This is a genomic window from Ruegeria sp. CE8, from assembly GCF_056537465.1.
Genome location: NZ_JBQFRP010000003.1, coordinates 537,776 through 550,826 on the forward strand (window position 1 = coordinate 537,776; position 13,051 = coordinate 550,826).

Consider the following 13,051-nt stretch of genomic DNA (forward strand, 5'->3'; position numbering starts at 1 on the left):
AACAATCGGATTGGAATTCGAGCGGTTATTCTCAAATTGAGTGAACTTTCTTACGCAACGTGTACTCTCTTAATGAGGGCTTCGAGCGCCAAAAATCAAACACCAAGTAATAGGTGAACAGTTTGAGTTTGTACGAGTTAAAGTTGGTGCAATATGAGATTGGGGATTGGCCAAGGTGGAGCGTGGTTTCCAAACGCACGACACACTAAGGCATTGATAAATTTTATACAGTGGAGCCAAGGCGCAGTCGTTTTGGACGCAGCACTGGAAACAATTATAGATGCGTTTGGCGCAGAATGCGGCGTTGTCAGTCGTGTGTGGCTCAACAAGGGGTCTGACAGAGTAGCCGCCCGCGCCGATAGACATAGTCAAAACAGCAAGCGCCCGTTGTTTCTTTCCTTCACGAACGATGTATTGGGCCCGTTCAGCAATAAACCGAAGCGCGCATCAGTTTTCAGTTACCTGGAAGAAGGAAAAGACCCGGCAGACATGTCCTCTCTGGTTCTGGACTGGGTGTCCCACCGAAAGCTGCACGACATCCTTTTTCTTTGCCTGGACAACAAGGGGCATGAGCTCGATTTCCTGGAATTGCATTTCCGCCGCGACCGCGAGCAGGAGTACCGCGTCGGCATCGAGGCTATCGCCGAAGAGCTGTCTGAAATTTACCAAAATCGCCGTCCCGGCCTGATTACCGAGGCGTTGTCGCGGCAATCGCTGGTAAAACTCAAAAAACCAACTGAAAACGCGCTAATAATGAGCGTGGATAATCCTGCCGGGCTAACCCGGGCAGAATGGCGAGTGTGCGTACTCATTTCTCGCGGACTTTCTTCACAGTCTATTGGTGAAGAGCTTGGGATTGGGCCTGCAACTGTCAGAACGCACCTGAAGCATATCTATTCAAAAACGGCGCATGACAGTTTTCATAACTTAGCACGTCGCCTTGTTAGCCTCGAGGAACGCGAAGCATTGCATGGGATTCAACGTCAGGCGCAGGCGTAATGCTGGAAGTACCTTGGCAAAGCTGGTTAACGCTTTGGCTTTTTTGTCCCTTGTTTGTGGCCATCGCATGGACGGATCTCATCCATTTTCGAATACCTAACTTCTACTGTTTAGTAGGTGTCGGGCTCTTTGTAATCACAATGCCCTTTCTAGGACTTAATGATATCCCTCCGCGCCTTGCGGTCGCAGCATTGTGCTTTTCAATTTGCCTAGGATTGTTTGTCATAGGTTGGCTTGGCGGTGGCGACGCTAAAATACTTCCCATAGTGTTTTTGGCTGTGCCTTTACCAGCCATCTCCACCTATATGATTTTACTGTCGTTTTCGATGGCGATAGGCTTGTTCTCCCTGGCCCTGCTCCGAAAAGCCGTAAAACACCCTTCTCCGGCGTTTGTAGAAACGATTCAGTCCAACAAATTTCCAATGGGAATAGCAATCGGGTCCGCTGGACTAATTCTGGCCGGCCTGTCTGTCTACGTTACTTTCCCATAAACGTTTGCTGCCCGGCCAATCCAATATCAGAACGTCTCCACCCAACGTATAACGATTGGCGCCAGTATCAGACCAGCAATGGAGGGCAGCATCAGGCTTGCCATAACTGCGGACATCTGCACCGGCAACTTATTGGCTTTTTCCTGGGCGCGAAGTTCTCGCAACTCACGCATTTCCTCGGCATAGGTGGTCAGCGCCGCTGAAAGCGGTACGCCAAACCGGGTTGACTGCAAGACGACACTAACGAAAGAACTCATCTCGTCGATCCCCGTGCGACGCGCCATGCGCATAAGCGCAATTTCCCGATCGCGTCCGGCTTGAATTTCACTCAGAGCAATTAAGATCTCTTCGGACATTTCAGGGGAAACGGTTTGCATATCCACCGCAACTTTTAACAAGGCTTGGTCAAACCCCATACCGGCCTCGATACCGATCTGAAGCAGATCCAGCATGTTGGGAAACGCGTTTTCCATCCGGCGCTTGCGTTCTTTGATGCGGGAGTTCATCCAAAATTGAGGGACAAAGAACCCGATACCACATAGAATCCCCAGATTTCTCAGAATTTCAAAAGCGTTAAGTCCGGCCACGTAGTCAGCGATACGGGCACCGGCACTGTTGGAAGGCTGCCAATAAAGCAGGACCATGAATACCAAAGGCAGAAACGTTGCCAGGCCTAAACGGGTCAAATAGAAGTTTGCGATTGCGTTTTTGCCACGAAACCCTGCGCGCGCAAGAACCTGGCCGACTTCCAGCCTAAGGCTAGCATCGCTTGGAATTAGAGCGGCGCTCAAGCCCGTTGGTTCTTCGCCCTCTACATTATCTGGAACAAGCCGAGCAAGGTTCTGACGCTGTCGCTTGGGAATCATCCGCTCTGCCGCGGTCGAACGCTCGCTCAAAGAGGAAGAGATACCGAAAAATGCGATAATTGCACCCACAGCAACAAGCGCGAAGATCAACAGCTGAGAGTTGAAACCACTATCGAGGAACGTGTTCAAGTACTCCATCTTCACTCTCCTCTTCAGATCCGGAAATTGACAAGCTTAAACAAAATGATGGCGTTGAGCACGATGGCTACGCCAATGGCACTCATTACCGGCCAGAACACGGGATAGTGCATAACGCTGCCGTAATATTCCGGCGTCATAATGGTCATGACCAATGCGATACCGACCGGGATAAGAGAAAGGATGTACGCCGTCATCCGACCCTCGGCCGAAATCGCTTTGATCTTTCTGCGCAGCGACATCCGGGCGCGGATCACGCTGGCCAGAGTCCTAAGTATACCAGCCAGATCACCCCCGGTCCCGTGTTGCATCGTCAGTGCGACCGCGAGGTATTGTATATCTTCTTCCTCGACGCGCTCGCCCATATTTCTGATGGCGGTGGTCAATTCCTCACCGTACGCAACCTGATCGACGACCAGACCAAACTCGGTACCGATTGGGTCTGGCATCTCGTTGGCAACGCTCTGCAAAGTCGTGTTCAAAGGGTGACCGACCTTCAATCCCCGAGACATCAAGTCCAGCGCGTCAGGAAGCTGCTTAATCAGAGCTGCTTTCCGCTTCTTCAGGTTTTCACCCAAAAAGATCAAAGGCAAAACGATGAAACACAGCGCACAGATCGGAACGACTTTCATTGGGTCAGCAACCATTGAGCCACCAATCGCCGAAATCAGGAAAGCCGCACCACATCCCAGCAGGAACATTTCGGGCAACATGGTCAAGCCTGCAGCAGCCAAAGCTCCTGGCAAGTCACCGACCAAAGGAAATGACTTCATGAAAGGCTTGGCTTCCTGCGGTTTCAGCAGATCCAGCACATCCTCGCCCGATTTACCCTGGTTGAGCATCTGAATGCGGCGGTTGATAGCTTCTTCCCTGTTTTCGCCGCGTTTCAGAAACTGACGAATACCCTCAAACGCAATTAGCGCACCGATGAAGATGAGCAGTGAGATAACAAACCGCCCGTCAAAACCGGCTATCTCCATTTCGGGCCCGATGAGCACATCGAGGTTCACGTTTGGTAGGTAGGACCGAATTTCTTCCAACATGTTCTGCCCTCCTCAATTGAACTTGACGTTGGACAGGTCGACGCCAGCTGCGGCCAAGGCGTCGCTTGACTTTGGGCGGATGCCGGTTGGCATGAACTTACCCAGAATGTTCCCGGCCTCATCCTTGCCCTCGCGCTTGAAGACGAAGATATCCTGCATCGTGACGATATTGCCCTCCATCCCCGTAATTTCAGCGATGGACGTGACGCGGCGCGTGCCATCGGACAAACGATTGAGCTGAAGAACAAAATGAATGGCCGACGCAATGGTCGCCCGGATGGCCGCATGGGGCAGTTCGATGCCACCCATCTGAACCATTTGTTCGACACGCGACAGCGCATCTCTAGGACTGTTGGCGTGAACGGTTGTCATGGAGCCGTCGTGGCCTGTGTTCATCGCCTGAAGCATGTCGAACGCCTCAGATCCACGAACTTCGCCGACGATGATGCGATCCGGACGCATGCGCAGAGCGTTCCGGACCAGATCCCGTTGCGCAACCGCGCCGGTTCCATCCAGGCCTGCTGGCCGGGTTTCCATTCGTAGAACATGTTCCTGCTGCAGCTGAAGTTCAGCGGCGTCTTCGATCGTCACGATCCGTTCGCGGGGGCTGATGTAGGAGGACAGCGCGTTCAACATTGTCGTCTTACCGGAACCGGTCCCGCCAGAGATCAGAACGTTCATTTTGGCTTCAACCAAACCGCGAAGTAAGGCTGCCGCACTGTCGTTCAAAGCCTCGTTCTTGATCAAACGTTCCATTGTCAGAGGTATCCGGGCAAATTTCCGGATAGACAGCGCCGGCCCATCCAAGGCACATGGGCGAATGATTGCGTTGACGCGGCTACCGTCTTCCAGACGCGCGTCCACCCAAGGCTGACGTTCATCGATACGGCGCCCAACGCGGCTTACGATCTTGTCGATGATCCGCAGCAAGTGACGCTCGTCCCTAAATCTGGCCGAGGTATTCTCAAGAATCCCAGAACGTTCGACAAAGATCTGTTTATGCCCATTCACCAGGATGTCGTTGATGGTCGGATCCGCCAGCAGAGGCTCCAACGGCCCTAGCCCCAAAACCTCATGCATCAACTCTTCGACCAGTAGCTTAACTTCCTCGCTGCGCATCGCGCGGCCTTCCGCCCGCAACAGTTCGGTCACGTGTTTGCCAATCTCACCGCGCAGCGTTTCTTCTTCGACCTTCTCGATAACCGCGAGGTTGAGCTTGTCCAAAAGCGAATTGTGCATCCGCGCCTTCAGGTCGATCCGGTCCGCCTCCATGTCGCGCTGTGCGGCAAGCTTCTCGGCCTCAAAAGCGGTGACCTCTGCAGGTTCTTGGTCGACCAATTGCCTCGCGCCCAACGGCACAACTGTTGCTGTCTTTGGTCCTGAGCGCCCTGTTCTGTCGAATTCACGGAACATATCTTTTTACCCTTTTTATTCTATAACCGTCACAAACTTGAATGTTGCCTCAGTGATGCACGACACGCGGAGGCAAAGCGGCAGTTGTCTGTTGGGCCAGCTTCCTGATTGCCCGGGTCAAGGGAGCCCGGTTCGATACGTCCTGCAGCGGGACACCTCGGTCGACCGCCTCACGCACGGTCCGATCATCCTTGGGAACCCAGAACGCGAAATCCCTCTCCAGCAGTTTCGCGGCTGCGCGATGATGCGCCGCAGGAATGATCGGCTTTTTCTCAAGGTTCGCGACAAGCTGAATTTCCAGCGCTGGATTCTCGGACTGGTAAAAATCTATCAGCTTTCGCGCCGACCGAACCGACGGCACTGCTACGTCCGTGACAAGGTACAAGCGATCTGCCTGGCTCAGGACGGGCGTAATCCACTCGACCAACGCACGCGGCAGATCAACGATCACATAGTCATGGCTGCGCTTGAGACAGTCCAAAATCGCGGCAATCTGTTCTTCTTTCACCGCGCTTAGCGGACCGAACCGCGACGGGGCTGAAAGAACATCCACACCACATGGCGACTTGATCATGGCTTGTTCTAGGAACGCAGCATCCGGAATGCTTTCTTCCATCGCCATTCGCCACATTGCGTCGCTTTCCTCCACATCCATCAACGCGGCAAGCGAGCCGAACTGGAAGTCTAGGTCCACAAGTGCGACCTCATTCGTGGCTTTCTTCTTGAAGAACCCCTCTTTCGACTGCAGCTCGTTTGCCATGTTGGCAGCAACGATCGACGATCCTACGCCACCGCGAGATTTTGCAACGGCGATGACTTTGCCTTGTGTTGCCTGCCCTCCCCAAAGGGCAGGCAACTGCGCTTGACGACGGGCGCGAATTTCATCGAGCTGAGGAACGATTTCCTCGTTGATCGCTGTTCGCGGCAGCACGTCGTCCACACCAAGCTTCCTAAGCTGGCGCGCTTTTTCCAATGGAAGATCTTCGGATGCCAGCGCAATGATGATGGCGTTCGGCATTCTGGCGTCGCAGATCGTGCGCGCCGTTTGCATCAGGTCGTCTGACTGATCATCGACATCAAACAGAACGACATCGTGACGGGCCGTAAGCGAAACCGCAGCACCGTTAACCCCGCTTACGGTATCCTGACGACCGGTAAAGCGGCAGTTGGCCTGTCCGGCAAGAGATCCTTCGATTGCCGAATAGATTTGCTCGTCCGGCGAAATCAACAAAACTGAAATCTGTTTGGCACTCATGATCTTACTCCTTACTCAACGGCCCCGACGGCCAAATCTTCGGCCGGTACCGATGTACTCATTGCAGGGATTGAAATAGTGTTCAGTTTACTTGAGGTGATTGACGGATCGCTTGCAGCCAATGCAGCCAGGGGTCCCAGAGGCAGCGCAAAATCGAACTCGAGATCCACGATTTCCGCCGTCACTACAGGCGTATAAGGCCCCCCGAGAAATCCCAGACGGGTGTCGTGAGAATAGGTGAACTGCACGTTTGCTGCGGTTGAGCCCGGTGGCAGAAGCATTTCGATTTCATCCCAAATGCGTTCGCCATAGGCCATCGACGTGTCGAGTTGACACGGGGGAGGCAGGTTAGGAACTGCACATATGTTACCACTGCGGCACAAGGCACCAAACCGCGTGTTTGCGGGTGCCGAACTGGACAATTCGTGGTCAGGGGGCAATGCGCCACAAAGTGGAGGACCAACAGTTGCCAATCGCGACGCAACCTGCATGGCTTTCTGCGCCATAGTCGTTGACCAATACAGGCGGCCATAATCGAGTATGCCGAAGATAAGGACCAGGAACAGTGGGATCACCATCCCAAGCTCTACCAGAGCGCCGCCCTTCTCGTTACGCCAGAACGATCGGATGATATGCGTCAGATGTCTCATACCCCGAAAATCCTGCTTTGATCGGAAATTTCCGTGGTGAGCGGCCCAAGCCCTGCCCCAAACAAGCTGAACATGTTGCCGAACAGATAGTCGATCTGGATCTCAGCCGTAACTTCGACAATCGAGGTCGGATCGACCCTGTACGCGCCAGACCGCGAGACACATGTGGGTGTCACATCAATGACGGTTGTGCCATGTGGCATGATCGACGACCCGCCCAACTGGTTTTCGACAATAGTCGTTGCCATCCCGTCATACCCTCCGACGCCGCCTGAAGTGCACGCGTCAATCGGCGCAATTCGGGCAATCATGCGAGAAGCGTCGCGTACTCCGGCAGCGGCTGCCTGATGGATCCATGTAATGCGCCCACCTTCAATGATCACAGCGAAGAACAGCAGGATCAGGGGCAACACCATCCCGAACTCGACCATAGGCGCGCCGGATTCACAGTGTTTCATACGGGTTACGAGCGTGGTCAGTTTTTTCATCTGTACAGCCTCACAACATCGCGGAAGATGCCATCGTCGCTGCTGCTGCCGACACCGCCGCCAACCTGTTCCACCACTTCAACGTAAATATCGAAATCAGTGCCGGAGGACTGTTCCAACGGCTGGATCAGAAAGACCTTAACGAATTCTTTGACCGGTACATCCCTTGCGCGGCCAGAGACCGGGTTAGCGTTACAATCTATGGCGGCTGCAATGAAGGTCCGGCGATCCGGATCGTCCAGAGTCTCCCTGGCGCATTGAGGGCGACCCGTTTCACTGCGGTCAGAAAGAATATTGCCCCCCGCAGACCTGCCAACCTCGTCCAAATACATCTGGTACCGCGTGGTTCCGCTTGGGTCGCCCAATGGATGCGGCGTCAGACTGCCATCAGGACCGTCGCCATAGTTCATGTCCAGATATGCAGTCCGCCCGGACGACCAATCGCCATCGCCAAACCGGCCGCCGTGGGCGCATGAACCGGACGCAAAGCAGTCATCCGGCGGAAAAGGCATTGAGTCGCTTGAAACCGTAGGGTTGTTATTCAGGCAGCTTCCACCTGTGTTTTCCCACCCAGCGATAACCTGAGGGCCAGGCGAATACGCAGGATCATTTCTCAGATTGCTCATGGTCGAATGGAATAGGTCAAAGCGCGAGTTGTAGATCGCACTGCCGATCCCGTTCCGCTGTCCGGGCTCAGTGTCGACGCCGCGCTGCGAAACACATTGCGTCAAGTTGCCATGCGCGGCGATCAGGCAAATGTAGAGCCTGGCACCGGTTTCCCCGGCACAAGGGCCATTCGGGTTGATGCCAATATCCGTCGGATCAAGGAACCCAAAGTTTCCAGGCCCCCAAGCAGAGTTGTTTCCGCCCGTGCGCAACTTGATCGCAGCACCTTCGTTTGCATCTGCTGTCCAGTTGGGTGGGATGCAAAACATCAATGGTGTCACATCGCAGGCATATTGCGTGTAACCAGCGATCGCGACCGCGTTCACATCCTCGTTCGGTCGGGTGACGCCCAACAAATCAGCCAACGCACGCCCGAAGGGCAGAAAGACGGTTCTGGGTGTTGCCGTGACCTCGACCATTACAGCACGCGCCGGGTCGGTTGTTGCGAAGCCCGCAACCGAATCTTCGTCTTTCGGATCATCGTCAGGTGACGGCAGTCCGGTCAAAAACCGCAGCGAAAAATCCGCGGCTGAACCAAGGTCCTGGCTACCGTCCGCAAAGAACTGGGTATCTTCGATCATGTTCTCGGCAGCGTTGGTCGCCCGAGTAATGGCGTCATTGTTGCCATCCAGTTCTCCGGCCGCGGCCAAGGCTACGTGATCCGTGTAAGCCTGAAGATCAGTTTGGGTCGAGGCCAAACGTCCCAAGTCGAACGTCAGAGCCGCCATTCCCATTATGACCACCATGCAAATCCCGACAAAGACAAGAATTGTCCCCTCTTCGTCTCTCTTGAATTTGCGCGGAGAAAACATGCCCTCAACCTTTCTGCCAATGAACTGCGAAATAAATCAATTTGTGCGGGTCTCGTTTGTGGCGACCGGTACTTCCTGAATTTCGGACGTCCCACGGCGCACCTTGACGATCGGTTTCGGTGCTCCGTCAACGACCGGAGATTTCTCAAGCAGGATGTCACTCAGTCGAATAGCCTCTAGGGGCTCGTCTTCGACGGTTTGTAAGGAACGCAGCGACAGGCTGAGTTGCCCGGCCTTTTGCGCCAGCGCCAGTCGTTGGCCCTGTTCCGGCGTCACCTCGACTGTCACAGTGCGCGCAATACCGGGTTCGTCCAATTCTTCGTCAGCTGTCTGATCGACGCCAACAACCCGGATGTTCTGCAGGATTGTCACCGCCCGCAATTCTTCGTTCTTGCCTCGGGTCAGTACAATGTCGACGAAGTCACCAGGTGTCACAAACCCGCCAACACCAGTCTGGGCATCAACATTGATGGCCATGGCCCTATTGTTTTCGCCAAGTGTTTGAACGATAGTAACTTTTTCCCCAAATTCCGAGACTTTCGAAGCCAGCAACAACTCGCCCTGTGCCAAAGCACGTTTGGCCCGGCGAGGCTCCCCGCCATTTGCTGGAAGCACATCATCGAAACTTGTAAAAACTCCTGCGGGAACTGACTCCGATGGCCAGTCGATGGTCGTCAACTTGTAGCCTTCGATCGGCGTGCCAAATGGGATTGCTTCGGCCACGGCCACAACACGCACGATCGTCGGATCGGCATTGACCTGGCTGTTCCGAATTTGCTCTTGGGCCAACATTACTGCACCGCCAGCTAGCCCAACCCCCAAAATGGTCATCATTAACGATTTCAAACGCATTGTATCCTCCAATACTCAGGGCTACGGACCGACTTGCTGAACCTGCGTTTGCGCGACGAACAACAAATAAATTCTCTGGATATTTTCTCTGTCTTGCCCCCCCGCAACTCAACGGGGAGGCAAGAAAGTTAAAGTCCGAACAAAATTCCAGTTTACGGACGGGTCGCGGCTGCATCCGCTGCAGTAAAGTTCGCGAGAGTTTCTGCGCCGAGGTCGGTCAGCACAAAGCCGCCAACCGCAATCGCAACAAACAGCGCGATGCCGTATTCAACCAGCGTTGCACCGCTTTCGTCACGGCGAAGGCGTACGAAGATCTTACGAATTCCATTCAACATAATTTTTTTCTCCAGTCTGTTTTTGACTATGCGCGGACTGCGCACAGACTCGAGGTTTTCCCCCTAGCCTGTTGAATCTGTAACAAGCGCGGGCCGCACCAACGCCCCCCCAAACAAAAACTTTTTCCCGCTAAAAGTGTTTTCTTTTCGTCTCGAATAAGTTTTTAGATAACTCCATTCGATCCAAATTTAAAAACATCAAATTCACAAACCCATCAAAACCCAATTCACTCTCTCGTGGAGTTTTATGTCTACACCCTTTAAATGCGATCGAAGAAAGTTCGACCTCTTTAGTCGCACCACCACATTAACGGAAAGCAAAACGACCCCATTCCTTCCCCCCAAGGCAAACGGATCCCTACCAAAGGATCAGCAGATCCAGACCGACCCACGAAAGCGCGACTTTGTCGGCAACATCGACCTCTTCCCTGGGTGAACGAACAACGTCACCACCAACGCACAGCAGTTCCTTATCGGAACGATATCCCCGCAAGACTTTTCACGTGCGAATTGCGTTCATGTTTGTCTGTCGAAGATTTCCTGCACTTGAGATCCGCCAACCAACCGGCGTGAAATGTGCTTTGAGAACGCTGCAATCCAGCAGTATAAAGCAAGATGAATAATAGTTTAACAGTTTGTTATTACTACATTAAAGCACGATCCACCATAATGAGCACAAGCGAACGTCGTGAAGTAGTTTTCCAGACCTCTAAGAGGGGGATGCATGAACAAAACTATTGTCAAACATGCCACGCCAAACAAGCAGACTAGCCGGTCGGTTCCTCCACTCAAATTGCTGGAGGAGCAAAGGATTGCGAACACGTCGAAGCTTTCCGACTTTCCTCCGGTAGACGTCGCGTTTCTTGAGATCGCAAACAACAAGTGGCTCAGGGCAGCGAGTCAGAAAATCTCTGAACCATAACTAATAAATTCCCAAATCACTTTAGGATTTGGCGAGCTTATGATTTACTTGTCCTTGATATCACTGGGGCAGAACAGCACCCGAGACACATAAAATAATACTTAAAAAGAAAGACAAAATCAAAAAAATCCGATTTTGCGGTTGGTACTTCTGATAACAGATTCGCCTTAAAAACTGCGCTAACTTTTTACACTGTTAAGTTGTTCTGATTAAATACCCAACAGCTCCTTTACGGCAGCCTCGACCTCGTCCGTAACCGGCTTGTTGGCAGCTTCTTCAAGTGCTTCCCTTTCAAGGACCTCCTGATCCTCTACTTGCTCTGCCAGATCCTCTACTTCCTGAACCGTCTCTTCGTACTCTACGGCCGCCCTTCTTTCGTCCCTCAAATCCCTGGCAACTTCGACTGAGTCCGCCAGTTCTTCTTTGGCCTGATTGAGCTCATCCTCGAGCGATGGATCAGTTTCGAATGCTTCTTCCAGTTCTTGAACGCGATCTCTGTTTTCACGAACGTCCGTCACGGCGTCTTTAAGATCATCTTCAATCTCCGATATTGGTCGCTCCGGTTCTTGCAGCCCCGCGAGGAAGTCCTCTCTGTCAGCTAATTCGTCACGCAGTTCGTCGCCTTCAATTACGGTATCCCGGTAGGTCGCGATACGACCGACACGCGAGTTAGGCGCCGCATTGCGTAGCGCGTTTTCGCTGGCATGAGCTGCGTTCAACGCACCCAACTCGGATGGATGTGCTCCAAGCACGTATGCCATTTCATGTTTGATTGTCCGGGCTTCAGGTCGAGTTGAAGTCGTTACTAGCGTTCTCTTTTCAACTGTGCGGCGCACTTTGGTTGAGCCAGTGGAGTGAGATTGAGGCTTTGTCGTTTTTTGCCTTGCTTTTTTTCCTCCAAAAACTTCCCTCAGAGACAATTCAACTCTCTCAAGGACATTGTCTCTATTACGTGTCGATTTCGAACGTCCGAGATTTGATTTGCCAGCTAACGTTTTCTTACCTTTCTGCAGGTCGCCTCTACTGCCGGCCACGGATTTCGACTTACTATTGCCAGCTCCGATGCCTTTGCCTGCACCGTTACCTTTGGCCTCACGACTGGCATTTCCGTTGTCGCCAGAGTTTCCTTTTCCATTACCGCCTGAGTTTCCGTTGCCGTTGCCGCCGGAGTTTCCGTTCCCCTTCCCGCCGCCATTTCCGTTTCCTTTGCCCTCTTTAGCGAAAGCAAAATCAGGGGCCGCAACAGTTGAAACAACTGCCGCGCCCCCCAAAAGGGCGATAACGATGGTAGTCGCTTTCAAAAAGCAGGACGATTTAACTCCCATCACTCCCCCAATGCCAAAATTGGACCTTTTTTCTCTTCTAGTCTCGGAGCCCAACGAGTGGTTGAGCCGAATCACCAAACAACCTCTTTAGTTGACGGCAACGTAGATGAACGACCGCGAAACCGGTCGTTCACCTGGGGTTCACATTGCGACGGGTAGAGTTTGATCGGATAGTTTCGTGCAAAGAGAGAATATGAAAACGCTCTTAATACTTGCCTGCCTGGTGTCCTTCTTCGTTGCTGGAGACGTGCATGCCGACGCCCAGGAATTGAGGCAGTCGGAACTCCGCAAGGCGACCACATCAGGACAAGCCATCCGCTTGAAGCGGGTCATCAAGGGTGTGGAGAGAGTTTTCGGCGGAACCCCGGTTGACGCCCGGGCTTTTAAAACGGACGAAATCTACTACCGAATTCTCGTTAAAAAGCCTGATGGAGTGATTCAGAGCGTGATTGTCAACGCGAAAACCGGGGTCGTCGTTTCCAATCGGTCTAATGTCGGCCGTCAGATTTCGAAAGCTGCACAATCCTCGCCGGGTAATGCGCAAAGCGCCGCTTCAATTGCCAGGAACGCCAACAGAAGCCCGAATGCGTTTGGTAGCAGGAGCAATTCCGACAATAGGGGGAACTCCGGCGGCAACGGGAACTCCGGCGGCAACGGGAACTCCGGCGGCAACGGGAACTCCGGTGGCAACGGGAACTCCGGTGGCAACGGGAACTCCGGTGGCAACGGGAACTCCGGTGGCAACGGGAACTCCGGTGGCAACGGGAACTCCGGTGGCAACGGGAACTCCGGTGGC

Annotated in this window: 14 protein-coding genes; 3 read left to right on the forward strand and 11 right to left on the reverse strand. The window is 53.3% G+C overall.

The features are described 5' to 3' along the window. The first annotated feature begins 252 nt into the window (after positions 1-252). Both ACR0AA_RS08345 and ACR0AA_RS08350 read left to right on the forward strand, forming a co-directional pair. Entirely contained in the window at positions 253-999 is a 747-nt protein-coding gene (locus ACR0AA_RS08345; RefSeq protein WP_480755830.1) for a helix-turn-helix transcriptional regulator, read from the forward strand. Further along, a complete protein-coding gene (locus tag ACR0AA_RS08350; RefSeq protein ID WP_480661883.1) occupies positions 999-1,490 on the forward strand; it encodes an A24 family peptidase in 492 nt (163 codons plus the stop codon). The genes ACR0AA_RS08345 and ACR0AA_RS08350 overlap by 1 nt, the downstream gene beginning before the upstream one ends. A 26-nt stretch (positions 1,491-1,516) precedes the next feature. On the opposite strand, the gene ACR0AA_RS08355 is transcribed toward ACR0AA_RS08350, so the two are convergent. The 11 genes from ACR0AA_RS08355 to ACR0AA_RS08405 all read right to left on the reverse strand — a co-directional run bounded on the left by ACR0AA_RS08355 (position 1,517) and on the right by ACR0AA_RS08405 (position 12,255). Then, the gene (locus tag ACR0AA_RS08355) at positions 1,517-2,494 is read right to left on the reverse strand and encodes a type II secretion system F family protein (RefSeq protein ID WP_480661885.1); all 978 of its coding nucleotides are present in this window, start codon (positions 2,492-2,494) and stop codon (positions 1,517-1,519) included. Between the two features lie 14 nt (positions 2,495-2,508). Continuing rightward, positions 2,509-3,537 carry a type II secretion system F family protein gene (locus tag ACR0AA_RS08360; protein ID WP_480661887.1) on the reverse strand — a complete coding sequence of 343 codons (1,029 nt, stop codon included), beginning with the start codon at positions 3,535-3,537 and terminating at the stop codon, positions 2,509-2,511. 12 nt (positions 3,538-3,549) lie between these two features. Then, the gene (locus tag ACR0AA_RS08365) at positions 3,550-4,950 is read right to left on the reverse strand and encodes a TadA family conjugal transfer-associated ATPase (protein ID WP_480661889.1); all 1,401 of its coding nucleotides are present in this window, start codon (positions 4,948-4,950) and stop codon (positions 3,550-3,552) included. 49 nt (positions 4,951-4,999) lie between these two features. Continuing rightward, entirely contained in the window at positions 5,000-6,205 is a 1,206-nt protein-coding gene (locus ACR0AA_RS08370; protein WP_480661891.1) for a CpaE/TadZ family protein, read from the reverse strand. Positions 6,206-6,216: 11 nt separating this feature from the next. Then, entirely contained in the window at positions 6,217-6,855 is a 639-nt protein-coding gene (locus ACR0AA_RS08375; protein WP_480661893.1) for a TadE/TadG family type IV pilus assembly protein, read from the reverse strand. Then, a complete protein-coding gene (locus tag ACR0AA_RS08380) occupies positions 6,852-7,343 on the reverse strand; it encodes a TadE/TadG family type IV pilus assembly protein (protein WP_480661895.1) in 492 nt (163 codons plus the stop codon). The genes ACR0AA_RS08375 and ACR0AA_RS08380 overlap by 4 nt, the downstream gene beginning before the upstream one ends. Next, positions 7,340-8,821, reverse strand: a complete 1,482-nt coding sequence (locus ACR0AA_RS08385; protein ID WP_480661897.1) for a pilus assembly protein TadG-related protein — start codon at positions 8,819-8,821, stop codon at positions 7,340-7,342. Before ACR0AA_RS08385 ends, ACR0AA_RS08380 begins: the two co-directional genes overlap by 4 nt. A 36-nt stretch (positions 8,822-8,857) precedes the next feature. Further along, the gene (gene cpaB, locus ACR0AA_RS08390; RefSeq protein WP_480661899.1) at positions 8,858-9,673 is read right to left on the reverse strand and encodes a Flp pilus assembly protein CpaB; all 816 of its coding nucleotides are present in this window, start codon (positions 9,671-9,673) and stop codon (positions 8,858-8,860) included. Between the two features lie 152 nt (positions 9,674-9,825). Continuing rightward, complete coding sequence (locus ACR0AA_RS08395; RefSeq protein ID WP_480661901.1) at positions 9,826-10,008, reverse strand: Flp family type IVb pilin; 183 nt, start codon at positions 10,006-10,008, stop codon at positions 9,826-9,828. 358 nt (positions 10,009-10,366) lie between these two features. Further along, a complete protein-coding gene (locus ACR0AA_RS08400; protein ID WP_480755831.1) occupies positions 10,367-10,501 on the reverse strand; it encodes a hypothetical protein in 135 nt (44 codons plus the stop codon). Between the two features lie 638 nt (positions 10,502-11,139). Next, positions 11,140-12,255: a hypothetical protein gene (locus ACR0AA_RS08405; RefSeq protein WP_480661903.1), complete on the reverse strand. Its 1,116-nt coding sequence runs from the start codon at positions 12,253-12,255 to the stop codon at positions 11,140-11,142. A gap of 193 nt (positions 12,256-12,448) precedes the next feature. Between ACR0AA_RS08405 and ACR0AA_RS08410 the strand changes: the two genes are divergently transcribed. Then, positions 12,449-13,051, forward strand: a 603-nt coding sequence (locus tag ACR0AA_RS08410; RefSeq protein ID WP_480755832.1) for a PepSY domain-containing protein, incomplete at its 3' end; no start/stop codon positions are given.